Genomic DNA, 21,343 nt, shown 5'->3' with positions numbered 1-21,343 from the left:
GGTTGGTGGTTTATAGTTAGAGCCGCCCGCCCCTGCCGGCGTTGCACGCGCGGCTATTTTGTGCCGATGCCCATCAGCTCCATCAGCTTGCTGGCGTTAAACTCGCGGCACAGGCCCGGCGTGAGACGGTAGTCGAACCGGATGTCGTCGCCGATGATTTCGCTGTTGAAGCTGTAGTTGGTTACGAAGCCCGGCAGCTCCTGCTCCAGGTCGCCGAGCTCCAGGTCGTGGGTGCTCACGAAACCGCTGGCCGGGCGGCGGTGCAGCTGCCGGATGAGGCCGCGGGCGCCGTCGTGCCGGTCGCGCGAGTTCGTGCCTTTCAGGATTTCATCGAGCAGGAAGAACACCGGCTGTCCTTGCTCGGTGAGGTCGAGCAGCTGGCGCAGGCGTTTCAGCTCGGCGTAGAACGAAGAGGTGCTTTCGGCCAGGTTATCCTGCGTGCGCATGGCCGTGAAGAGCTGCGCCGGCCCGCAGCGCAGGCGGCGGGCGCACACCGGCCCACCGGCCAGGGCCAGCACCAGGTTTACGCCCACGGTGCGCAGAAACGTGGTTTTGCCCGACATATTTGAGCCCGTAATGAGGGCGGTGCGGCCGGCGCCTGCGGTGGCAAAATTGTTGGCTACGCGCTCGGGGCTGAGGATGAGCGGGTGCGCCAGGGCTTCGCTCTCGAACGTGAGCGGCGACGCCACCAGCTCGGGCACGGCCCACTCGGGGTTGGCGTATTGGGTGGCCGCCAGGCTGGCCAGGGCTTCTACTTCGGCTACTACCTCCAGCCAGGGCTCCAGGGCGCCGCCCAGCTGGCGCTTCCAGCGCTCCAGCCGCCACATCCAGAAGAAGTCCCACATGAGCAGGTTGTTGGCGAAGAAACCCGCCAGGGTGCTCCAGCGCAGCGAAAAGTTTTGGGCGATGCGCGCCAGCCGCGCTACGTAGCCCGAGGCCGGTGCGCCGCGCTCGAGCAGGCGGTTGCGCAGGCTAGCCAGGTAAGGCGTGGTGCACGGGCGGCCTTCGAGGTGCAGCAGCTGGTCGCGGTAGGCGCGCAACACGTCGTACATATCCATGCTGCGCTCGAACACGGCGTCGCGCTCCTGCCGAAAGCGGTAGTTGAGCGCGTACATAGCCAGAAACGGCCCGCCCGCCAGCCACCCCGACCACCCCATCAGCCACAGCGCCGAGCCAATGATTGCCAGCGGCGGCAGCACGAAAAGCAAAGCCAGCAGCCAGCCGCGCCGGGCGTAGAAATCGGGGGCGTGCATCCACTGCAAAAAAGGCCGTGGGTCGTCGGACTGTTTCGGGAAGTGCCGGGCCCGCGCCTGCCAGTGCTGCCGCCACACCACATCGGGCGCCAGCTCGGCTACGGCCTGCTGGCGCAGCCACAGCTGCTCGGGCGGCGCGGGCGCTTGCAGCCACCCGGCCAGCGCATCCTGGCCCAGGCGCGAGGTGGTGCGGCTTACCAGCTGAAACAACGAGTGCGGCCCGAACACGTCGAGGTCGGCGGTGTAGGGGTGCGCGGCATCGGCGTAGCGCAGGCCCTCGTCGAAGCCGGCGAGCTTGCCACCCAGGCGGTCGAGCTCCTCCTGGTTGATGAGGCGCAGCAGCTGGCGCTGGCGCAGCTGGTAGCCAATGCGGCCGTGCCAGCGCATCACCAGCAAAAACAGCACGTACGCTACCACCAGCCAACCAACGGCCAGGCCGTTCTGCCCCTGCTCGAACAGCCACCACGCGCCGCCGGCCCCCGCTACAAATAGGAACACCCGCAGCCAGCCCACCGCGCGGTGCCGCGTGGCAAAGTGCTGCTCCTCGGCGGCGTAGCTGATCAGGTTATCGGCAAAAACCTCGGCTGGCGAAACGTGCAGCGGGCGGATGGCAGAAGATACAGGCACAGAAAAAACGTGGAGTGCAAACCCGAAAATACGCGCCTAGGTTGGGATGCCGCATCTCGTCATGTCGAGCACCCCTGCCACGTCGAGCCCTCCCCCTGCCATGTCGAGCAAAGCGAGACATCTGGTCCAGAAATGAATGCGCGTCGTTTCGGTGGGCGTTGCCCTAGGTGTCGGCCCCGCAAATGGCGCCGGCACCTAGGGCAACGGGGCGGCTTTCGGGGGTTGCATCCGCCCAAATGATTGAGGCTCACCGGATGGCGTTGTACTCCTACCCCAGATGTCTCGCTCACGCTCGACATGACAAGCTGCCCTAGGTGCCGAAAAGCAACGCCACCTACCGGCAGGCAGGTGGCGCTGGCAAAGCGAAGCGGCGGGGCTTCTACCCTTCTACTTTCGGCAAATCGGTGGCGGCGGGGCCGTTGAGCAGCACGCCGTAGGGGTCGAAGCGCGAGCCGTGGCAGGGGCAGTCCCAGCTTTTTTCGGTGCCGTTCCAGTGCACCACGCAGTGCAGGTGCGGGCAAATGGCCGAGCACTCGTGGGTTTTGCCTTTTTCGTCGCGGTACACGGCTACTTTCAGCGGGCCGCGGCCAATTACGGCACCCGAGCCGGGCTGTATTTCCGCTTCCTTCGATACGTCGCCGCCGGTAAGCAAATCGGTGTACTCGGCCGCTACGTTCACGTTTTCCTTCACGTATTCCTTCAACGTGTCGAGGCTGAGGGTTACGCGGCCGGGGTCGTAGAGCTTGGCCCACGGGTTTTCGCGCTCCTGAATCAGGTCCGTCACGATCATGGCACCTAGGGTGCTGTGCGTCATGCCGTGGCCCGAGTCGCCGGTGATGATGAACACGTTGTCGTTGTCGACGGGGTTGCGGCCGGCGTAGCCCAGGCTATCGACGGGCTCCATCACCTGGCCCGACCAGCGGTACGCCACTTCCTGCACGCTCGGGTAATGCTCGCGCGTCCAGTCCTCCAGGCAGCGGAAGCGTTCTTCGTAGTCGTCGGCCTGGCCGGTTTTGTGGTCTTCGCCGCCTACCACCAGCAGCTCGTGCGTGTCGGAGTCGGCGAGTTCCTGCAGGCGGATATAGTGGTACGGATCGGCGGTATCCCAGTACAGGGCCTTGGTAATGCTGCCTTTCGGTACCCGGAAGGTAACCACGTAGGTGCGGTACGGGTGCTGCTTGGTGTGCATCACCACGCGGTCGTTGAACGGGGTGTTGGTGGCTACCACAATGTGCTTGGCGCGCACCTCTTTGCCATCGGCCGTTACCACGCGGGCATCGTCGCCGCCGTGCACCTCCAGCACCCGGGTACGGGTAAAAATGCGGCTGCCGCGCTGGGTAATGGCCTTGGCCAGCCCGTTGACATATTGCACGATATGAAACTGTCCCTGGTTGGGGAAGCGCAGACACTCGCCGGTTTTAAAGCCTTTCACGCGGGCATCTTTCAGGCGGGTTACGCCCATGAGGCCGGCGCGGTGAGCAGCTTCCAGTTCATCATCAAGCTCCTTTACGGTGCCGTTGGCCGGCAGAAAAAGGTAGCCATCGAGGCGCGCAAAGTCGCAGTCGATTTTTTCCTCGCGCACGATGCTCTCGATGCGGTCGATGGCCGAGCCGTGGCTGTCGGCGGCTAGGCGGGCGCCTTCCTCACCAAACAAGCTTTCGAGGTGGTAGTACCGGTCGTCGAGGGCGTTGGAGAGGTGGGCCGTGGTGCGGCCGGTTTCGCCCGAGGCAATTTCGCCGTCGTCGAGTACCACCACCGTTTTGCCTTCGCGGGCCAGCAGGTAGGCGCTGGTAAGGCCCGCAATGCCGGCTCCTACCACCACCACGTCGGCGGTTTCGTTGCGCTTCAGCGGTTCGAACGTGGGGCGGTTGGCCGTGGCCAGCCACGAGGTGGTATTGGCGCCGGAGGTTTGGTCGGGTGTCAGCATAGTGCGGCTCAGGTGTTAGCGTACAACGGATGTTGTTCGCTTACGCCCGGCCGCACTGCCGGGTTCGTGGGGCTGCGGTTAGGGCTTGCTGTTTTTGCGCTTCTTCACCTCCTCACCTAGGGGCAGCTCCACCGTGATGGTGGTGCCCAGCCCCTGCCGCGAACGAATGGTAAGCTCGCCGCCGAGCAGCCCCACCCGGTTGCGGATGCCCGCCAGGCCAATGCCCCCGCGCTTCTCGCGTGCTTTCTCCACATCAAAGCCGCAGCCGTCGTCTTCCACGCTCAGGTGCAGCTTTTTGCCCTGCGGCTCCACGTACACAAATGCCTCGCGGGCATGGGCGTGCTTGATTACGTTGTTGAGCAGCTCCTGCGCAATGCGGTAGGTAGCCGTTTCGACGAGGCGCGGCATGGCGGGTGGCAGCTCACCCACGCTCAGGTGCACGTGCAGGTTTTGCTTAGGAATGCGCTTGCACAGCTCTTCCAGGGCCGATTTCAGGCCGAAATCCTCGAGCACGTTGGGCGTTAGCTCAAACGAAATGGTGCGCGTGGCCTTAATGGCCTCGTTCAGCAAGCCCACGGCAGCGGTGCGGCGCGTTTCATCCACGGGCGTCGAGTCGAGGTGCAGCTTGCTGGCGTATAGCAGCTGCCCCACGCCGTTGTGCAAGGCCTCGGCTATACGCTTGCGCTCGTCTTCCTGGGTGTGCATAATGGCGCTCAGCACCTCCTTTTCGCGCTGCAGGCGCATTTTGGCCGTTTGCTCCATCAGGCGGTTGCGCTCGGTTACGTCGCGCACCACGCCCAGTACGTTGGCTACGCGGCCCTGCGCATCGGTAAGCGGCACAAAGGTGGCATCGTAAGCTCCGGCCCGGCGCTTAAACGGAATGTTGTACTCGGTTACGGTTTCGCCGGCCAGCACGCGCTCGGCAATGCGCCGGAACTCCAGTCGGTCGAAGGCCGGAATGTCGCTGAAAATGCGCTTGCCCAGCACGTCTTCGCTGGGCACCTGCGTTAGCTCGGCGGCCCGCTGGTTCCACTCGGTGATGTAGAAGTTGCGGTCGAACACCATAAGGGCGTCGCCGCTGTGGTCGAGCAGGCTTTTCACAAAGTCGCGCTCCGATTGTAGCTGCACGTTGGCCCGCTCGGTATCGGTTACGTCGATGGCAAACAGCACCCCAAAATTTTGCTCCTGATCGAAGAAGCCGTAATTCTGGAAGTATATCGCGTACACAATCTCGTCTTTGCCGGCGTTTTTCAGCACGTACCCCATGGCCCCGGCCTCCAGCACCTGGTGCACGTACTTCTCGTGGTCGAGCATGGAGAGGACGAGTACGCGCACCTCCGGAAACCGCTCGCGCAGCAAAGGCAAGGCATCGAAGCCGCTCATCACGGGCATGTTCAAATCCATGAGCACCACGTCGGCGGGGGTGTCGGCCAGGCGGTCGAGCAGTTCCTGGCCGTTGTTCACCAGTCCTACCACCTCAAACTCGGGTACATCGGCTAGCAGGGCTTTGATACCGTCGCGGATAACGGCATGGTCGTCGGCAAGAATAAGACGTGTCATGGCAGGCAAAGGAAATAAGCGTTGGGCGGGGCAGGGAGGACACAACATTAACGCCAACCACCAAAAAAATGCTGCCTCGCCGTGCAGATTCAGCAGTACTACGGACGGCCCTGCGGTAAACGCGACAAGTAAATTGGTTATTTACACGTAGTTATCTTGCACGTAAACCAGATAATTTTGATCTTACTCTTGAACTAGCGCCCTTTCCTCCGCCGGGGTGCGTGTCGGTCCTTTCTTCTCTCCGCCGCTCATGTATCACCCTAGCTCAGCAAAGTATGCTTGGTTTCCCCTCTCAGCGCTTACCCCACGTCCGCATTCTTTCGGTTGATTTAAACGCGGTTGATCCGGTGCAGCTGGCCCGCTCGCTGGCCCACGACCGCGACATTCCGAGCATTCCGCTTTGCCTTGAGGTTGATTGCCAAAGCCTGCGCTGCCTGCGCACGCACGGCGTGGGCCATTTCGTAACGGGGCTGCTGCACTTGCGGCGCGCCGGCGTGGCCGTGCGGCTGCACAACGTAAGCCAGCACCTGCACCAGCTGCTGCGGCTGCTTAAGCTGCACACAATCATCGACATGGAGCGGCACGTGCCCGTGCTGCGGGTGCCCGAGCTGCAGCCGGCCGCCTAGGCTTCGGGGCATTTTTGCGGCCAGGCTCATGGGTGTTTTTACGGAGGCAAACTGCGTAAAAACCGGTAAAATCCCAGTCAAAAAAATTTTAATCCCATCTAGGCTCGGCCTTAAGCGGTGAAGCGCCGTTTAAGGACTCTAGATTTCCCTGACCTATTACCCAACCCTCAAAACTGCCCAAGCTATGGCAACGAACAACCAAAACATGCGCGGCGGCTCGTCGGAGCAGCACTCGAAAGCTGGTAAAATGGGTGGCGAAGCCCGCAGCACGCAGAGCAGCACCCAAAGCAGCACCCAGAAGTCGGGCAGCAGCAATCGTGGTTTCGCCTCCATGGACCCCGAACAACAACGACGCATTGCCTCCGAAGGCGGCAAAGCATCGCACGCCAGCGGGCGTGGGCACGAATGGACCTCTGAGGAAGCCCGAGCGGCCGGCCGTAAAGGCGGGCAGGCAAGCGGCTCGAATCGCACCAAGCAACAGTAATTACCGCTAGTCTATCTGAGCTATGAATGCCAAGCGGCCCCCGGAGGTTTCTGGGGGCCGCTTTGTTGTGGGTGCCCTAGGTGCGGTGGGCGCTAGCGGTGCAGGTGCGCCTCAATGGGCAGGGTGTACCGCTCGCCGCGGGCCAGCAGGTGCACGTGCAGGTCGCGCACCGAAAACACCTCGCCCGGCTTTACCAGATGAATGGTGTTGCCGTTGCACTGGCGGCCATCCACCACCACGATAATGCCGTTGCCGATTACCTCCAGCTCGCTGCCGTCGGTTACCACCACGGCGGTGTCTTCTTCGAGGCCAAGGCCCACGCAGCCGGGGTTGGTGGCAATTACCTGGGCCATGCGCACAATGCGGCCGCGGGCCACAAAGTGGGTATCGATGGCGACATCGTGCAGAAATTGCAGGCCGGTGGTTACGTGAATCTCGTCTTTGAGGTAGCCGGCGTCGTTGCGGCCCTGGTACAGCATGGGCGTCGACATGGCGGCGGCGCCGGCGCTGGTGCCCGCAATTACGAAGTGGCTGCTGGTGTAGCGCTCCTTGATGCGCTTAAGCAAATCGGTGCCGCCGTAAATGGCCGTGAGGCGCAGCTGGTCGCCGCCCGTAAACATGATGCCCGCGGCCTCGTCGATGAGGCGCATGTTTTCCTCGGTGTCCACCTCGTCGCGCGAGCGGATATCGAGCACCTCCACGCGCTTTACGCCCAGCTCGGTAAACACCTTCACGTAGTCCTGGCCCGACTCCACGGGCTCCTCGGAGGCCGTCGGAACCACCACCACCGGGCCGTCGCCGCGCAGCTCGTCCACAAAGCGCTGCAAAATGCTGTCAGAGGCGAATTCTTCCTGCTCGTCGGGGCTGCCATCGTTGCCGCCTTTTTGCTCGCGCCCGCCAATGGCAATCAGGATACCCTTGGGCGGGGGGCAACTCAGGCCCGAGTTGTGGTTAACCGTCTTTTTTTTGCTGTTCGGCATAGTCTTGTTCCATAGCGTTGGTGCGGCGCTGTTTCTTACGCCCAAGCCACGGCCAAAGGTTTACCAAACGCTGCGCTTTCACTTAACCCAGATGCCTCCCGGGCCCGGCTTACCCCACCAGCACCTAGGGCGCTGGGGCTTTAAGTAGCACAGCGAAAGGCTTTTTGGGCTTGCAGCAACACCCCAACGGGTAGCATAACAGAACTATTCAATAGAAATATTACGTGTTTAATCGGGCCGAATCCCCGTATTAATCACTGCACGCGCCGGGCCGTTCTGCTCGTTTAATAAAACGAGCTTGCGGCCCAGCGTTCAGCGCGCGACGGGGTACATGGTACCGGCTACGGGTACGCGGCTATACGCTGGCTGGGCATTCGGCCCGGCTGGTTTTCCGTCGCAGTGCATCGGGGGCCGCCTTTGGCAGCGCCGGATGCGCAACAGGGCCCCTGGATGCATTCCGGTGGCCCTGTTTTGTGTGGCGGCCCTAGGTGCGGCTACCGCTCGCCCACCCAGGCAATGCACTTCAGCTCGATGGCAATGGGCGTGGGCAGCCGGTTTATCTCCACGGTGGTGCGGCAGGGCTGGCTGGTGCCGAAATACTGCGCGTAGAGGCGGTTGTAGGTATGAAAGTCGTCGCGCATGTTCGTCAGAAACACGGTCACGTCCACGATGTCCTCCCACCGCGCGCCGGCTTCCTCCACGATGTAGCGCACGTTCTGGAACACGGCGTGGCACTGGCTCTCGAAATCGTACTGGAGGATGTTGCCGTCCTCGTCGAGCTCCACGCCGGGCACGTGCTTTTGCCCGCGCTGCCGCGGCCCCACCCCCGACAGAAACAGCAAATTGCCCACCCGGCGGGCATGCGGGTACAGCCCCACCGGCTCGGGGGCGCGCGAAGAGTTGTGGGCTGATGAATCGGGGGCGAGTAGGCTCATGGCTCCAAAATAATGGCTTTTTGCTAGCTTCCGCTGAACCCGCCGGGGGGCTGGCACCGTTGTTGAGCCCAGCCGCCTGGCCCCATACCCTACTCCCCCTGCTATGATCCGAACGCTCCGCCTTGCCTTGCTGCTTGTTTGCCTGGGTGCCGCACCCGCCACCACGGCCCTGGCCCAGCAAAAGCTGAAATACCCCAAAGCCTCGCCCACCGACATCTACGACGCCGCCGAAAAGCCCGCCGAGCCCCTGGGCGGCGCCGAGGCCTACGGCCGCTACCTGGGCGATAAGCTCACCTACCCCACCGCCGCGCTGCAAGCGGGCGTGCAAGGCACCACCGAGGTTACGTTTGTGGTCGAGAAAACCGGCTACACCTCGGGCTGGCAGGTTACCAAAAGCCTCTCGCCCGAGTGCGATGCCGAGGCCCTGCGCCTGATTAAGGCCGGCCCTAGGTGGAAACCCGCCCAGCACCGCGGCGGGGTGGTGCGGCAGCGCGTTACGGTACCCATCACGTTCCAGATTCCGGGCGGCGCGGGCACCACGGCCCAAGCGGGCGGGGCGGCGCAGCCGCAGGCCACGCAAGCCGCCGATGCCGCCGCGCCGGCCAACGCCGGCCCCGAAACCATTTCGCCCGACGAGCCCGCGCGCCCCGTGGGCGGCACCGATGCGTTTTTCGAGTGGGTGCAGCAAAACCTGAAGTACCCCGCCCAGGCCCGCCAGCGCAAGGTAGAGGGCCGCGTAACCATGGAGTTTACCGTGGAGAAAGACGGCACGCTCAGCAACATCCGGCCCGTGAAGCGCCTGGGCTCGGGCTGCGACGAAGAAGCCATCCGGCTCATCAAAACGGCGCCCAAGTGGCAACCGGCCAAGTACAAAGGCCAGCCCATCCGGCAAAAGATGGTGCTGCCGATTGTGTTTCAGCTGTAGCCCGCTGCCGGTGCCGCTACCCCGCCCAAACAATTGCTAGCTTGGCGGGTACTATAGTTCTATCTCTTCCCTTCTCTGGCGCTCATGTTTAGTCCGCTTACCGTGGTTTCGCCGCCGGCCATTATTGTGCCGGCTGCTTTAGAATTTACCATCTGGCCCTACCAGCACCGCTTTCAGCAGGCGGCGCAGGTAATGGCCGATGGTATCTTCGACGACCTCGACCAGGACCTGCGCCCCGAAGTAATGCTGCTGGGCATCCCCAACGACGGCGGCCCGGCCGTGTGCCTGGAGCCCGAGCAATGCGGCCTGCCTTCCGAAGCCTTTGCCGAGGTAATGACGCGCGGCCAATACCTGCGCCGCGCCAAGGAGGCCACCATGCCGCTGGTAGAAGGCTACACCACCGAAATGATGACGCGGCGCTTCGAGGGCATGGGCCTGCGCCTGGCCGTGCAGGAGGTGCTCGATGAGCTCGAAAAGAAAAGCTCGGCGCTGCGCTCGTTTGCCGGCTGGCCCGTGCTGATCGGGGAGTTTTTCGTCGTTACGATTCTGCGCGTGCGGCGCAAGTTTTTGAAGGCGCACCCGGCGTTGCAGCCCAACCGCTTTTACACCGACGGGCGCCCCTTGGCTTCGTCGCTGATTGAGGCGGCCGTGCGGCGTTTCCACGAAGAATGCATTAAGTCGCTGACGGAGCCCGACCCCGGCTCTGGCCTGCTGCTGCGCCCCCGCGACACCGACGAGGTGGTACGCTCGGCCGGCAAATTGCTGATGGATACGCCCGCCCAGGCCCTGGGCATGGACCCCGCCGCGGCCAAGCTCTTCAACACCCTGAACACGGTATCGTCGTTGCGCTACGAGGGCACGGCGGGCGTGGGCCAGGTGCTGCTGGCGCGCCGCGGCCACCCCAACGTGCAGGAGATTTTTGCCCTCACCTGCCCCACGCCCCTCTCCGACTACCGGGCCGTGCGCAAGCTGCTGCAGATGACGAGCAACGACGTGAGCCTGCTCTCCGACGGCGAAAACGTGTACGCCCTAGGTCGGCAGGTAGGCAACTACGACAGCAGCCGCGAAGACCTGTTCGTTATCAGCTTTCTGCACCATTACGTGTGGGAGTTCCGGCACGGCGGGCAGGTAATTATGCGCTCCTCGTACGGCCAGCCGAGCTTGCCGCAAACCCGCCTCAGCCGCTCGGAGTTTCGGCAGGGCCTGCGCCAGACTTTCGGCCTTACCGACCCCGCCAAAGTGGAGCGCCTGTGGGACGTGCTGGTTGAAGCCAGCCGGCAGCAATCGGGCACGCTGGTCGTAATTACCACCGAGGCCTTAGCCGAGGCCGACCGCCTGAAGCTGCAGTGCACGCTCATCGAGCCGGTGCCGCTCACGCCGCTTATCACGCGCCTGGTAACGGCCATCGACGGGGCCGTGCTCATCGACCCCGAAGCGTACTGCTACTCCATCGGCGTTATCCTCGACGGCAAGGCTTCGGGGCGCGGCTCCAGCACGCGGGGCGCCCGCTACAACTCGGCCCTGCGCTACGTGGAGAGCAGCCCTTACCCCTGCATGGCCATAGTGGTAAGCGAAGACGGCCTGGTGGATATACTCACCCAGGACAACCTGCCCGAACGGCATTGATTTAACTTTCTGAATATTAACTAAAAAGCCCTTTACCGCTGCGGTAAGGGGCTTTTTTGATGCCAGAAACGCTCAAAGCTCAACCATAAGATTAGCAACATCGAATACTGTTTTATACCAATAATAAACTTGGTTGTACCTATGCGCAGAAATCTGGATTTCAGCTATTATTTCAGGCAACAGTTTACAAAGGATCAGCGCTTTTTGGCCCGAAACGACCACGTAATCCGGAAAACGGCCACCACGTCGCCGGCGGCATCGCGGCCGGTGCTGGTGGCCACCACGGTGCGGCCTTCGCCGGTGGCGCGGCTTTCGGCCACGGCCTGGGCAATGGCCGCCCCATCCGCCGACTCGAACACGATGCGCGTGGTGGCTTTTTTGTGGAACTCGGCCTCCATGCCCACCACCAGCATCGACACGGGCGTGCCGCTGGTGGTGTGCATCATGGCCAGCACGCCCGAGGCCATTTCGGCGGCCATGCTCAGGCAAGCGAAATAAACGCTCCGGAAGGGGTTTTTGGTGAAGTAGGTAAACGGCACCGACACCGCCGCCGACTCCAGCGTAATGCGCTCGACGCGCACGCCCGCAAAGCCCGCCGCGGGCAGCTGCGAGAGCATAAACAAGCGCTGCTTAACGGGGCTGAGCAGCCGGCGCCGGAATGCAGCCAGCTGAGGCGTATCGGTAAGCGGGGCAGGCGCGGCAGGTACGGATGAGCTCATGAGCGTTGTGGTTGATTGCCTAAGGTAAGCGGCAATTGCCAACCCTAGGTGGGTATTGGTTTGCGAAGCACCAAGAGCGGCTTTGCAACTTTGGCGCGGCTGCGAGTATCATTGAGTTACTATTCGTTTTAACGCACTTATTCCCTGCTCCTCATGCTGCCATTTTTTCGTTGCTTATCTGCCGTTACTGCGGGCCGCACTTCGGTACGGCTATTGGCGCTGGGCCTGCTAGCCCTAGGTGCCCTGGCCTGCAACAAAGACCGGGACCCTGAGCCCGTAGAGCAAATTATGCCCTTGGCCGTGGGCAACGAGTGGGTGTACAAAGTATCGTACTACGACGGCAACGGCGACGTGTACCGCGAGGCTCGCTACGTGCGCTCGGTGGTGAAGGACACGACCATCAACAAAAGCCAATGGTTTATACTCAGCGACCGATCCATCGTGCAAAACCACGCCAACGGCTACGTGTACTTCAACCGCGCCAACAACGACGGCGTGATTATCTACCCCAACGCCCGGCATAGCGGCATTGGCATCGGCTACCAGTACCCCAGCTACAAGCTGTGGGTGTTTACCACGCGCGCCGAAGCGCTACAACCGGTAGCCTGCAACGGCACCACGTACCAAGCGCGCCAGTACAGCATGAAATACCAGTACGAGTACCCCGGCAACGCCACTCCCCAAATCATTAAGCGCGAGGAGTACGTGGAGCCTAACATCGGGATGGTGCGCACCGATATTTACCAGCGCGACTCGAACATGCTCGACCGTAAGCTGGAGCTGGAGCGCTACACGCTGAACTAAGGCCTGCGCTTGCTTGCCTTGCGTGGGGCTTTAGGATGCACCGTCAGCTCCTTGTAGCCGAAGGTGGGGTCTTCTTCGCGCCGAAACTCTACCTCATCGAGCACACCTACTACAATCTCGGCGGTGGTGTAGATGAGGTTGCCATCGAGCAGGTGGCCGCCGATGGTGCGCCCCGTGGAGTCGGCCACCGACAGGTGCAGGTGGCTACCGCTTTCGGCCAGCGTACCCACCAGCGAAACAATCTCGAAGTGGCCGCGGTATTCCGTAGGCCCCTCTTGGTTTGCCAGGCGCAGCGTAACCTGCGTTAGGCTCCCGACGCACGTAATCATTGCTCCGGCCTTGATGCCTTCGGCCTTCACTAAAGCCATAAGTTGCTGCCTGAGGTCCTGTCCCGGGCGCAGCCGCAGCGTGAGCGTGTGCATGCGCGATTTGGCGACGGTTGGGTTAGGCATGGCGGCAGTGGTTTGGGCGTGCCCGGCCAGGTTGGCCAGCAACAGGCACAGCAACAACAGAAGTAAGCGCATGCCGCAAATGTATTGCGGAAGCGCATCGCCCTTGGCCAAACCGGCGAGGTTATAAAAACCAAAAGCCGGCGGTTGCCGGCTCTTGGTTCGGTTGCCACGCAGCCCACCTAGGGCACAGGCTTAGCGGTTGAAGCTGACGTTGCTGTAACGGGTGCGGATGTTGACGCTGCTGGCCGGGCGCGTGGGGCGGGCTTGCACCACGCCGTATTGGCCCTGCACCTCCGTAAGCGACGAGCTGTTTTCCTCGGTTCTCACCTTCACGAAGCGCTTATCCATCTGCACTTTGCCGTTTTCGGAGTTTACATCGAACACGAAGCCGGCGTTGTCGGGGAAGTTCAGCAGAATCGTGCTGTAGCCCCCATCAACGTTGATGCGGCGGAAGTTGGGGCCGGTGGTGCGCACCTCGAACGCGGGGCAGTACTGCACCTTCATATCGAGCTGCTCCGACACTTTGTACACGCTAAAGCGCGAGTAGCCGGTGGTGCCCTGCAACGAGCGTACGGTGCCTAGGTTCACGTCGCCGTACTTGCTGTGCACGGCCAGGTTCTCCACCGTTCCGATGTCGATGTCGGAGCCGTTGTTGCGCAGGTCAACCTGCTGGCCTTCTTCGAGGCGCAGGCGCGAGTGGTTGGCCTCCAGGGTGGCCTGGCGCGCGTACTGCACCGCGGCTGCGCCGTTGTTGATGCGCACGCTGTTGCGCGGGCCATCGAGGCGGGCGGTGCGCAGGCTGCCGTAGCACACGCTCAGGTCGGCAGGGCCGGTCAGGTCGCCGGTCAGGCTTACATCGCCGAAGCTGTTGCGCACCTTCAGGGGCGTGTTCTTCGGCATCCAAACCGTGTAGTTGATTTCGTAGAGGCGCTGGCGGCTGTAGCACTCGCGCGGCATTTCGCCCAGGCGGGTTTGCACCACCAGGCCGCCCTCGGGGCCGGGTTGCTCCTGCATCAGCACCTGAATCATATCGAGCAGCTGCTGCGCTTTGGCTTCCTCGTCGGCGCGGGCGGTAATGTCTACCTCGGTCTTAATCTCGTTGCGGCTCCAGGTGTTCACCTGCACGCGGCCGTAGCGGGTGTCGAGCGTAAACTGGCGGCCCGGCACGGCCTTAAACGTGCGGCTGATTTTGCGGCTCTTCTCGAAGGCCGGCAGCGGAGCCGCCGCCGGATCGGGCTGGGCACCGTTTTGCTGCACCTGCTGAAAAGGCGCCTCGGGCGTGGGCTGATCCCAGTACCGGACCTCGGGGCAAGGCTGCACAAAGCCGCCTACCAAAGCCGCCCGTACCTGTGCTGCTGCCGGCGCGGCAACAGTTGCCAGGGCCGCCAGCAGGGGCAGCATCAGGCGCGAAGAAGGTCGGAGCAGAAAACGCATGGTGGGTAAGCGGGATTATTTGGACGCCTCGGCGTACGATTCGTCGTGGTACTGGCGGATTTGCTCGCGGGTGCGCAGCTGCTGGTTCAGGATATCCAGCCGGATTTGCAGGTTGCGGTTCATGGCCTCCAGCACCGCATCGGGGTCGGGGTTGCGGTACAACTCGGTGCGCAGCTGGCGGTAAGTCGAGTCGAGGGCGGTCAGCTCGTGCTTCCAGTCGGCGGCCTGGGGCATGGTGCCCGGGGTGGCGCTTTCGTCGAGCTGGCGCAGCTCGTGCTGCTTTTCCAAAATCTGCGAAGCATAATAAGCCTCCATGCGGCGTACCGACGAAGCCAGGCGCTGCTCGGCCGGTTGGCCCGCCGAAACGGCCATGGGCTCGGGGGCGCCTACTACCTCGGCTACCGCATTGGGCTGCTGCTCCATGGCTGGCAGTTCGTAGTCGGCGCTGGCAACGGCTCCTGCCAACGAGTTCAGCTCATCGGCGCGGCGCAGGCCGTAGCCGCCGGCCAGCAGCATAATGGCAACCGCCGCGGCGGCTACGTAGCGCTGCCACGCAAACGAAGGCGTAGTGGCGGCAGGAGTATCGGTGTGGTGGGTGGGCGCAACAGTCGGGTTGAGGGGCAAAACGTGGGTGGGCGTTTCGTCCTCGTCGGCCGGCTCATCCAGGCGGGCTTCGATGGCGTCCCACAAGTCGGCACGCGGCTCGAAGCTGTCGAGGTCGGCGCGGTGCCGCTCCACAAAGCCTTCTAGTCCGGAGTTAGGTTTCATGACAGTCATGGTCTTTCGCACGTGGCTCCCCGCGGCTGGGGCGCTGGTTGAGGTTGGGTGGGCGCCCTACTAGCCGCTGTTCAGTGAAACAATTAAGACAAGCCGTGTTGGCGCGCCAGCTCTAGGAGCTTTTTACGGGCGCGGCTGTATTGCGACTTGGATGTGGACTCGGTTATGTCGAGAATGGTGGCGATTTCGCCGTGGTCGTAGCCTTCGAGCAGGTACAGCGTCAGCACCAGGCGGTAGCCATCGGGCAGCTCCTGAATGCAGCGGCGCAGCACATCGGCCCGCCACTGTACGTCGTCGGCCTCGCCCGGCGTTACAAACTCCTCGGAGCCGGCGCCGTCGTGCTGCTCGGCCAGCGGCACCAGTTGCAGGCGCCGGTTGCGCAGGCAGTTGATGCTTTTGTTGATAACGATGCGCTTGAGCCACGAGCCGAACGACGAGTCGCCTTTGTAGGTGTGCAGCTCCCGGAACGCACTCAGAAACGACTCCTGCAGCACGTCTTCAGCCTCGGCGTAGTCGCCCGTGATGCGCAACGAGGCGTTGAACATGGCTTTGGCGTAGCGCTTGTAAATCTCGGCCTGGGCGCGCCGGTCGCCGAGGCGGCAGCGCTCCACCAGCGGAGCGTTAATATCAACGTAGGCAACAGCTTCCATAGGCGCAGCGGGTGGTTGCGGAGGTTCGCTAACGAGGGAGGGTGGATGATAAAGGTCGGACATCGTCGGGATATTTTCCACTCTCCTGATCATCAGCATTCCAAAGACCCGGCACCGCTTATGAGGTTGCACGCGGCCTGAAAGTTCCCTAGGTGGCGGTAGCTATATTTGGGGTGCGGAACACCCCGCCTCAGTGAGTATCATTTTGTGAATAAGATTTTACGCGTTTTCGTGGGCTGGCTGGCCGCCGGGGCCCTGCTGGCCGGCTGCAACCGCGTCGATTTCGGGCCTAAGGAGGGCTACACCGAGAAGGATGTGCAGAACTACCCCACGGGCCAGGTTGATAAAACCGACTGGACCACCGATGGCACTTGGGAAAAGCAGGAGCGCGACTTGTTTAAGGACAGCGGCGTAGACCTGAACGCAGCCGGGCGCGGCACCTTCAACAGCATCGGCCTGTACCCCAACCCCTGCGCCGAAGAGGTTATCTTTTACCTAGGCAACCGGCCGACGCGCGACATCCCTTCTCCTGCTGCCGAGCCACTGCAGATGCGCGCCGTGGTGGTCGATAAAAAATACCGCCCGGTGCACCGCTTTGCCGGCCCGGCCAACGTCGGCTCCGAACAAGTGTTCAAAGTGCAATTCCCGGCCGATAAATTCGAAGACGGTAAGCTTTACCGGATGTACTACGTGGTGTACGACGCCAACAACCAGCTGTACCTGAAAGGCCACGGCGACATCAAGATTGAGCGCTGATTGCCCTTGGCCGGCCTCGGCCCTAGCGGGCCCGCCACCTAGGGATTAGGTGTTGTGCCGCCCGCATTTGCACGTTGCAGCACTTCGGTTAAGTTGCGGTTGCGTTGGCCGCCAATCGGGCCCGCGGCTTGTTTCACCAGTTACCGCTCCAACCCATGCGCACCCGCATTTCCGGTTACCTGCTGCTGCTCTGCCTGCTGCTGGGCGCCTGCGAAAAAATCGATTTCGGCGACGACGACGGCATTACGCGCACCGATGCCCAAGGCCGCACCACGGGCCCCACCAACGGTAGCGAATGGACCACCGACCTAGTCTGGAGCAAGCAGGAGCGCGAACTGTTCAAGGATTTGCCTTTCGCCATCGACGGCCCCAACAGCCAGTTGCTCAGCAACGCGCGGTTTTTGTTCTACCCCAACCCCGCGCCGAGGTTCGCCAATTTCGCCGCCGATTTTCAGCCCCTAGGTCGTTCGCGGCCGCGCATCCGCTACGTGCTCGTCGATAAGCGCTACCGCGTAATGCAAACCGGCACGCTGCGCTCCGAAAGCTCCGTAGCGGGTGCCACCAACATGCTGCTCGATTTTGCCCTGGTGCTCGACGGGCCCAAGCTCGAAAAAGGCAAAACCTACCGCCTGTACTACGTGATGTACAACGAGCTGGACACCGGCGCGCTGGGTTACCTCTGCAAAGGCCACGGCGACGTGCAGCTGGCCAAGTAAGCTGCCGCAACGCCCAGCGCCTAGGTGCGGCGCCGCTGCTCAAAAACGAAGGGCTGCCCCGTGTTGGGGCAGCCCTTTGTTTTTGAGCGCATCTTCGGAGTTGCGGGCAGCTTAGATATCAAACTTTATACCCTGCGCCAGCGGTAGCTGCGTGCTGTAGTTGATGGTGTTGGTTTGGCGGCGCATGTAAATCTTCCAGGCGTCGGAGCCCGATTCGCGGCCGCCGCCGGTTTCCTTTTCGCCCCCGAAGGCCCCGCCGATTTCGGCGCCGGAGGTACCGATGTTCACGTTGGCAATGCCGCAGTCGGAGCCGGTAGCCGCCAGGAAAGCCTCGGTTTCGCGCATGTTCAGCGAGAAGATTGACGATGACAAGCCTTGGCGCACGCCGTTCTGCAACTCAATGGCGTTCTGTACGTCGCCGGAGTAGCGGATGAGGTACAGAATGGGCGCAAAGGTTTCTTCCTGCACGGTGTGGTAGTGGTTTTCGGCCTCCACCAAGGCGGGCTGCACGTACGTACCGGTTTCGTAGCCGGCGCCGCTCAGCACCTCGCCGCCCGTCAGCACTTTGCCGCCCTCCTGCTGCACCCTACCTAGGGCCTCCGAGAAGCCGCGCACGGCGTCCTGGTCGATGAGCGGGCCTACGAGGTTGCCCTCCTGCAGCGGGTGGCCAACCGGCAGCTTGGGGTAAGCGGCCAGCAGGCGCTGCTTCACGTCGTCGTAAATCGAGTCGTGGATGATGAGGCGGCGCGTGGTGGTGCAGCGCTGGCCGGCCGTGCCCACGGCGCCAAACAGCACCGCCCGAATGGCAATGTCGAGGTCGGCGTTGGCGGTGAGGATGATGGCGTTGTTGCCGCCCAACTCGAGCAAGGCCTTACCCAGGCGGGCGCCTACTACGGCACCAACCTTTTTGCCCATGCGCGTGGAGCCCGTAGCCGATACCAGCGGCACGCGCTCGTCAGCAGCCATCAGGGCGCCGATTTCGGCGTCGCCTACAATCAGGTTGAAAATACCCTCGGGCAGCTCGTTTTCCTGCAGCACATCTTTGATGATGTGCTGCACGGCCACGGCTACCAGCGGCGTTTTCTCGGAGGGTTTCCAGATGCACACGTCGCCGCACACGGCCGCGAGCATGGCGTTCCAGCTCCACACCGCTACCGGGAAGTTGAAGGCCGAAATGATGCCTACCACACCTAGGGGGTGGTACTGCTCGTACATGCGGTGGGCAGGGCGCTCCGAATGCATGGTGAGGCCGTGCAGCTGGCGCGAGAGGCCCACGGCAAAGTCGCAGATGTCAATCATTTCCTGCACTTCGCCCAAGCCTTCCTGCAAGATCTTGCCCATTTCGTAGCTCACCAGCTTACCCAGCGGCTCTTTGTACTGGCGCAGCTTGTTGCCGATTTGACGCACTACTTCGCCGCGCTTCGGGGCCGGCACTTCACGCCAGGTTTTAAATGCTTGCTGGGCCTGCTGCACCACCTGCTCGTAGTCCTGGGCAGTGGCCATGCGCACCTTGCCGATGAGCTTGCCATCGGTAGGCGAGCTGATGCTGCGTACTTGCTCGTTGCCCTCGCCGCCCCACTGCAGGCCGGTGCTGTAGGCAGCGTTGGTGTCCTGAATACCTAGTTCGCGCAGCACCTGACGGATGCCGTGGTGGTCGTGGTTTTGCACGTCGGTGCCAGTGGCGGTGGCTTCTTCGATGGCGAGTTTCATGGGGTGGGAAAGTGATGGTTCGGCAATTGGGCTGCCCTGAGCGGTGGTGGATCCTCCTGCGGGGTGGCAGGCACCCCACCTAGGAACAAACGGGTGGAAAGCCGCCTACCCGGCGCAGCCCAATGCGGGTTTTGGTGTCGAAACAAAGCTAACAAAAAAGCCCCCGCCTAGGTGGCGGGGGCTTCTAGCAGGGTAGGCAGCCTATTATTCTACCTGCCCAATGGGGTAGTAAGCTTTGCGGCCATCGGGATATACGCCCTCCACCAGCGCGCCTTGGTTGTCCTTGGCGGCTTCGAGGTAGCGCTTCACGTCCTGCGGCTTGCTCACCTTGTTCTTGTCGATGCGGGTGATGATGAACCCGTCGCCGATGCCGGTTTCGCGGAAGTTGGAGCCGCGCACGCCGCTGATTTTGGCACCGCCTTCTAGGTCGAGGCGGCTCATTTCCTGCCGGCTCAGCGGCGAGAACTTGGCGCCTTCGTACTCCACGGTGGCAGCGGTTTCCTCGCGCACGATGTCGGTGGTACCGGCCGAGTTGCGCAGCGTAGCGTTGGTGGTTTTGCGGTCATCGCCGCGCACGTAGGTTACCTTAATCTTGTCGCCGGGGCGGAAACGGGCTACCTGCTCTTGCAACTGCGACGAGGTGTTCACCTTCACGCCGTTGATTTCGGTGATGATGTCGCCTTCGCGCAAGCCGGCATCAGCAGCGGCGCTGCCTTTGCTCAGGCCCACCACGTACACGCCGTCGAGCGACTTCAGCTTTTTCTCCGAAGCTAGGGTGGCGTCTACCTCCCGAATGTTCACGCCCAGCAGCGCGCGCTGCACCACTTTGTACTTCAGCAGGTCATCAACCACCTTGCTCACGATAGAGCTGGGCACCGCAAACGAGTAGCCCTCGAACGAGCCAGTGCGCGAAGCAATGGCCGAGTTGATGCCGATAAGGTCGCCGTTCAGGTTCACGAGCGCGCCACCCGAGTTACCGGGGTTTACCACGGCATCGGTTTGCAGGAACGACTCAATACCCATGCGGTCCTCACGGCTCAGGATGTTGATGTTACGCCCCTTGGCCGAGATGATGCCCGCCGTAACGGTCGAGTTCAGGTTGAAGGGGTTGCCCACCGCCAGTACCCACTCGCCTACCTTCACCTGGTCGGAGTTGGCGTAGCGTACAAAGGGCAGGTTGTCGGCATTTACTTTCAGCAAAGCCAAGTCGGTGGTGGGGTCGGTGCCTACAAGCGTGGCGCTGAACTTGCGCTTGTCGTCGAGCACTACCTCAATCTTGTCGGCTTTGTCGATTACGTGGTTGTTGGTAACGATGTAGCCGTTGGCCGCGATGATAACGCCCGAACCCGAGCCTACCTGCGGGCCGCGCTGCGGCGAGTGGTAGCCGTTGAAATCGTCGCCGAAGAACTGGCGCAGAAACGGGTCCATCCGGATGGCGTCGTTCTGGGCCACTTTCGGGGCGTACTCGGTCATTACGTGCACTACGGCCGGGGTAACGGCCGAAGCAGCAGCCACGAAGTTCAGGCCCTCGGGCACGTTGTAAGTTGAGTTCCGCAGGGCGCTGGTATAGCGCACGTTGGGGTCAGAGGCTACCGTTTGGGGCTCCGCCGAGCGGTCGGGCTCCAGCAGCTTGTACCCTCCCACGGCCACGCTCCCACCGAGTACGGCGGAGGCCATGAGGCCGAGCATCATTTGTTTGGCTTGCATGGGTAAGATAGGTATTGGGTAAGTTGAGAGTCTGAAGTTAAAGTACGAAAGCTTTCGTGAACTTCAAAAGCTTGCCTGAAGCTCTAACGTAAGATACCGCGGCCTTCGTACAGGGTTGCATCTGCAATGCTATACTAACAACACTCGAACCAACAAAAAAGGCACCGACGAGCAGTGCCTTTTTTGCAGACGAGCCTGACAGTTAGCGCACCTCAATCTGGCGCTTGGTGGTTTTGGCCGTGTCGAAGGGTAACACGAGGCGCAGTACGCCGTCGGTGAGTTCGGCCTCAATAGCCTCGGCATTCACCGTGTCGGGCAGGCGGAACTTGCGGGTAAAGCTGCCATAGCTCGACTCGATGCGGCGCACTTTGGGGGCTTTTTCGCCTTCGGTAGCCGGGGCCTTCCGCTCGCCGCTAACGGTGAGGGTGCCTTCGAGTACCTCGATCTGCAGGGCGTCTTTGGGTACGCCGGGCAGGGTAAGCAGCAGCTCGAAGCCGTTGGCGGTTTCGAGTACGTCGGCTGCCGGCATAAAACCCGCGCTGGTGGTAGTGAAGCCGGGCAGCGTGTCGTTCAACAACTGGTTTACCATCGAGTCGAAGCTGCGAGCATTGCGGAGCGCCGGAAGCGAATTGAACATGGTTGCCATGGTAGTATGCGAGTTGTTTGGTTTCGGGT

General features: G+C 62.3%; 20 protein-coding genes. 7 read left to right on the top strand and 13 right to left on the bottom strand.

Annotated features, from left to right (window positions below; all coding sequences use genetic code 11):
* Nucleotides 1-53 precede the first annotated feature (53 nt).
* The 3 genes from OIS50_RS18150 to OIS50_RS18140 all read right to left on the bottom strand — a co-directional run bounded on the left by OIS50_RS18150 (nucleotide 54) and on the right by OIS50_RS18140 (nucleotide 5,367).
* Entirely contained in the window at nucleotides 54-1,880 is a 1,827-nt protein-coding gene (locus OIS50_RS18150; protein WP_264692050.1) for a MutS-related protein, read from the bottom strand.
* Between the two features lie 379 nt (nucleotides 1,881-2,259).
* Complete coding sequence (locus OIS50_RS18145; protein ID WP_264692049.1) at nucleotides 2,260-3,807, bottom strand: FAD-dependent oxidoreductase; 1,548 nt, start codon at nucleotides 3,805-3,807, stop codon at nucleotides 2,260-2,262.
* Nucleotides 3,808-3,885: 78 nt separating this feature from the next.
* A complete protein-coding gene (locus OIS50_RS18140; RefSeq protein WP_264692047.1) occupies nucleotides 3,886-5,367 on the bottom strand; it encodes a response regulator in 1,482 nt (493 codons plus the stop codon).
* Nucleotides 5,368-5,642: 275 nt separating this feature from the next.
* Here OIS50_RS18140 and OIS50_RS18135 point away from each other — a divergent pair, with 275 nt between their 5' ends.
* Nucleotides 5,643-5,993, top strand: a complete 351-nt coding sequence (locus OIS50_RS18135; protein ID WP_264692046.1) for a hypothetical protein — start codon at nucleotides 5,643-5,645, stop codon at nucleotides 5,991-5,993.
* 184 nt (nucleotides 5,994-6,177) lie between these two features.
* On the top strand, nucleotides 6,178-6,477 hold the full coding sequence (locus OIS50_RS18130) for a KGG domain-containing protein (RefSeq protein ID WP_264692045.1): 300 nt from the start codon (nucleotides 6,178-6,180) through the stop codon (nucleotides 6,475-6,477).
* Nucleotides 6,478-6,569: 92 nt separating this feature from the next.
* Here OIS50_RS18130 and OIS50_RS18125 read toward each other — a convergent pair whose 3' ends face one another.
* On the bottom strand, nucleotides 6,570-7,457 hold the full coding sequence (locus tag OIS50_RS18125; protein WP_264692044.1) for a cyanophycinase: 888 nt from the start codon (nucleotides 7,455-7,457) through the stop codon (nucleotides 6,570-6,572).
* 494 nt (nucleotides 7,458-7,951) lie between these two features.
* Nucleotides 7,952-8,392: a RidA family protein gene (locus tag OIS50_RS18120; RefSeq protein ID WP_264692043.1), complete on the bottom strand. Its 441-nt coding sequence runs from the start codon at nucleotides 8,390-8,392 to the stop codon at nucleotides 7,952-7,954.
* 103 nt (nucleotides 8,393-8,495) lie between these two features.
* Here OIS50_RS18120 and OIS50_RS18115 point away from each other — a divergent pair, with 103 nt between their 5' ends.
* Both OIS50_RS18115 and OIS50_RS18110 read left to right on the top strand, forming a co-directional pair.
* Nucleotides 8,496-9,317, top strand: a complete 822-nt coding sequence (locus OIS50_RS18115) for an energy transducer TonB (RefSeq protein WP_264692042.1) — start codon at nucleotides 8,496-8,498, stop codon at nucleotides 9,315-9,317.
* A gap of 84 nt (nucleotides 9,318-9,401) precedes the next feature.
* On the top strand, nucleotides 9,402-10,943 hold the full coding sequence (locus OIS50_RS18110) for a DNA integrity scanning protein DisA nucleotide-binding domain protein (RefSeq protein ID WP_264692040.1): 1,542 nt from the start codon (nucleotides 9,402-9,404) through the stop codon (nucleotides 10,941-10,943).
* A 194-nt stretch (nucleotides 10,944-11,137) separates the two neighbouring features.
* On the opposite strand, the gene OIS50_RS18105 is transcribed toward OIS50_RS18110, so the two are convergent.
* Nucleotides 11,138-11,662: a DUF4442 domain-containing protein gene (locus OIS50_RS18105; RefSeq protein WP_264692039.1), complete on the bottom strand. Its 525-nt coding sequence runs from the start codon at nucleotides 11,660-11,662 to the stop codon at nucleotides 11,138-11,140.
* Nucleotides 11,663-11,815: 153 nt separating this feature from the next.
* On the opposite strand from OIS50_RS18105, the gene OIS50_RS18100 reads away from it, so the two are divergent.
* Nucleotides 11,816-12,466 (top strand): hypothetical protein, encoded by a 651-nt coding sequence (locus OIS50_RS18100; RefSeq protein WP_264692038.1) that lies wholly within the window; start codon nucleotides 11,816-11,818, stop codon nucleotides 12,464-12,466.
* Here the strand turns inward: OIS50_RS18100 and OIS50_RS18095 are convergent.
* From OIS50_RS18095 to OIS50_RS18080, 4 genes are all read right to left on the bottom strand, one after another.
* Nucleotides 12,463-12,990, bottom strand: coding sequence for a PPC domain-containing DNA-binding protein (locus OIS50_RS18095; protein ID WP_264692037.1), 528 nt, complete (start codon nucleotides 12,988-12,990; stop codon nucleotides 12,463-12,465). The genes OIS50_RS18100 and OIS50_RS18095 overlap by 4 nt on opposite strands.
* A gap of 120 nt (nucleotides 12,991-13,110) precedes the next feature.
* Nucleotides 13,111-14,352, bottom strand: a complete 1,242-nt coding sequence (locus OIS50_RS18090) for a DUF4097 family beta strand repeat-containing protein (RefSeq protein WP_264692036.1) — start codon at nucleotides 14,350-14,352, stop codon at nucleotides 13,111-13,113.
* 15 nt (nucleotides 14,353-14,367) lie between these two features.
* On the bottom strand, nucleotides 14,368-15,120 hold the full coding sequence (locus OIS50_RS18085; protein WP_264692035.1) for an anti-sigma factor: 753 nt from the start codon (nucleotides 15,118-15,120) through the stop codon (nucleotides 14,368-14,370).
* 92 nt (nucleotides 15,121-15,212) lie between these two features.
* On the bottom strand, nucleotides 15,213-15,779 hold the full coding sequence (locus tag OIS50_RS18080) for an RNA polymerase sigma factor (RefSeq protein WP_264692034.1): 567 nt from the start codon (nucleotides 15,777-15,779) through the stop codon (nucleotides 15,213-15,215).
* A gap of 207 nt (nucleotides 15,780-15,986) precedes the next feature.
* On the opposite strand from OIS50_RS18080, the gene OIS50_RS18075 reads away from it, so the two are divergent.
* Together OIS50_RS18075 and OIS50_RS18070 are read left to right on the top strand one after the other, a co-directional pair.
* Nucleotides 15,987-16,535 carry a hypothetical protein gene (locus OIS50_RS18075; protein ID WP_264692033.1) on the top strand — a complete coding sequence of 183 codons (549 nt, stop codon included), beginning with the start codon at nucleotides 15,987-15,989 and terminating at the stop codon, nucleotides 16,533-16,535.
* Between the two features lie 155 nt (nucleotides 16,536-16,690).
* Nucleotides 16,691-17,251, top strand: coding sequence for a hypothetical protein (locus OIS50_RS18070; protein WP_264692032.1), 561 nt, complete (start codon nucleotides 16,691-16,693; stop codon nucleotides 17,249-17,251).
* 111 nt (nucleotides 17,252-17,362) lie between these two features.
* Here OIS50_RS18070 and amaB read toward each other — a convergent pair whose 3' ends face one another.
* The 3 genes from amaB to OIS50_RS18055 all read right to left on the bottom strand — a co-directional run bounded on the left by amaB (nucleotide 17,363) and on the right by OIS50_RS18055 (nucleotide 21,305).
* Nucleotides 17,363-18,961 (bottom strand): L-piperidine-6-carboxylate dehydrogenase, encoded by a 1,599-nt coding sequence (gene amaB, locus OIS50_RS18065; protein ID WP_264692031.1) that lies wholly within the window; start codon nucleotides 18,959-18,961, stop codon nucleotides 17,363-17,365.
* A 204-nt stretch (nucleotides 18,962-19,165) separates the two neighbouring features.
* On the bottom strand, nucleotides 19,166-20,668 hold the full coding sequence (locus OIS50_RS18060; RefSeq protein ID WP_264692030.1) for a Do family serine endopeptidase: 1,503 nt from the start codon (nucleotides 20,666-20,668) through the stop codon (nucleotides 19,166-19,168).
* A gap of 202 nt (nucleotides 20,669-20,870) precedes the next feature.
* Nucleotides 20,871-21,305: an Hsp20/alpha crystallin family protein gene (locus tag OIS50_RS18055; protein ID WP_264692029.1), complete on the bottom strand. Its 435-nt coding sequence runs from the start codon at nucleotides 21,303-21,305 to the stop codon at nucleotides 20,871-20,873.
* Nucleotides 21,306-21,343: the final 38 nt, after the last annotated feature.

This window comes from Hymenobacter sp. YIM 151858-1 (assembly GCF_025979705.1).
Taxonomy (GTDB): domain Bacteria; phylum Bacteroidota; class Bacteroidia; order Cytophagales; family Hymenobacteraceae; genus Solirubrum.
Note: the sequence above shows the minus strand (reverse complement) of the source record. Positions and strands in the feature narration are given on the sequence as shown.

Bases quoted from the DNA above. Each gene is read 5' to 3' on its own strand.
- OIS50_RS18145 (WP_264692049.1), bottom strand. From the start codon at position 3,807: ATGCTGACACCCGACCAAACCTCCGGCGCCAATACCACCTCGTGGCTG.
- OIS50_RS18125 (WP_264692044.1), bottom strand. From the start codon at position 7,457: ATGCCGAACAGCAAAAAAAAGACGGTTAACCACAACTCGGGCCTGAGT.
- OIS50_RS18085 (WP_264692035.1), bottom strand. From the start codon at position 15,120: ATGAAACCTAACTCCGGACTAGAAGGCTTTGTGGAGCGGCACCGCGCC.
- amaB (WP_264692031.1), bottom strand. From the start codon at position 18,961: ATGAAACTCGCCATCGAAGAAGCCACCGCCACTGGCACCGACGTGCAA.
- OIS50_RS18080 (WP_264692034.1), bottom strand. From the start codon at position 15,779: ATGGAAGCTGTTGCCTACGTTGATATTAACGCTCCGCTGGTGGAGCGC.
- OIS50_RS18100 (WP_264692038.1), top strand. From the start codon at position 11,816: ATGCTGCCATTTTTTCGTTGCTTATCTGCCGTTACTGCGGGCCGCACT.
- OIS50_RS18090 (WP_264692036.1), bottom strand. From the start codon at position 14,352: ATGCGTTTTCTGCTCCGACCTTCTTCGCGCCTGATGCTGCCCCTGCTG.
- OIS50_RS18115 (WP_264692042.1), top strand. From the start codon at position 8,496: ATGATCCGAACGCTCCGCCTTGCCTTGCTGCTTGTTTGCCTGGGTGCC.
- OIS50_RS18105 (WP_264692039.1), bottom strand. From the start codon at position 11,662: ATGAGCTCATCCGTACCTGCCGCGCCTGCCCCGCTTACCGATACGCCT.
- OIS50_RS18095 (WP_264692037.1), bottom strand. From the start codon at position 12,990: ATGCGCTTACTTCTGTTGTTGCTGTGCCTGTTGCTGGCCAACCTGGCC.
- OIS50_RS18055 (WP_264692029.1), bottom strand. From the start codon at position 21,305: ATGTTCAATTCGCTTCCGGCGCTCCGCAATGCTCGCAGCTTCGACTCG.
- OIS50_RS18110 (WP_264692040.1), top strand. From the start codon at position 9,402: ATGTTTAGTCCGCTTACCGTGGTTTCGCCGCCGGCCATTATTGTGCCG.
- OIS50_RS18135 (WP_264692046.1), top strand. From the start codon at position 5,643: ATGCTTGGTTTCCCCTCTCAGCGCTTACCCCACGTCCGCATTCTTTCG.
- OIS50_RS18130 (WP_264692045.1), top strand. From the start codon at position 6,178: ATGGCAACGAACAACCAAAACATGCGCGGCGGCTCGTCGGAGCAGCAC.
- OIS50_RS18140 (WP_264692047.1), bottom strand. From the start codon at position 5,367: ATGACACGTCTTATTCTTGCCGACGACCATGCCGTTATCCGCGACGGT.
- OIS50_RS18060 (WP_264692030.1), bottom strand. From the start codon at position 20,668: ATGCAAGCCAAACAAATGATGCTCGGCCTCATGGCCTCCGCCGTACTC.
- OIS50_RS18070 (WP_264692032.1), top strand. From the start codon at position 16,691: ATGCGCACCCGCATTTCCGGTTACCTGCTGCTGCTCTGCCTGCTGCTG.
- OIS50_RS18120 (WP_264692043.1), bottom strand. From the start codon at position 8,392: ATGAGCCTACTCGCCCCCGATTCATCAGCCCACAACTCTTCGCGCGCC.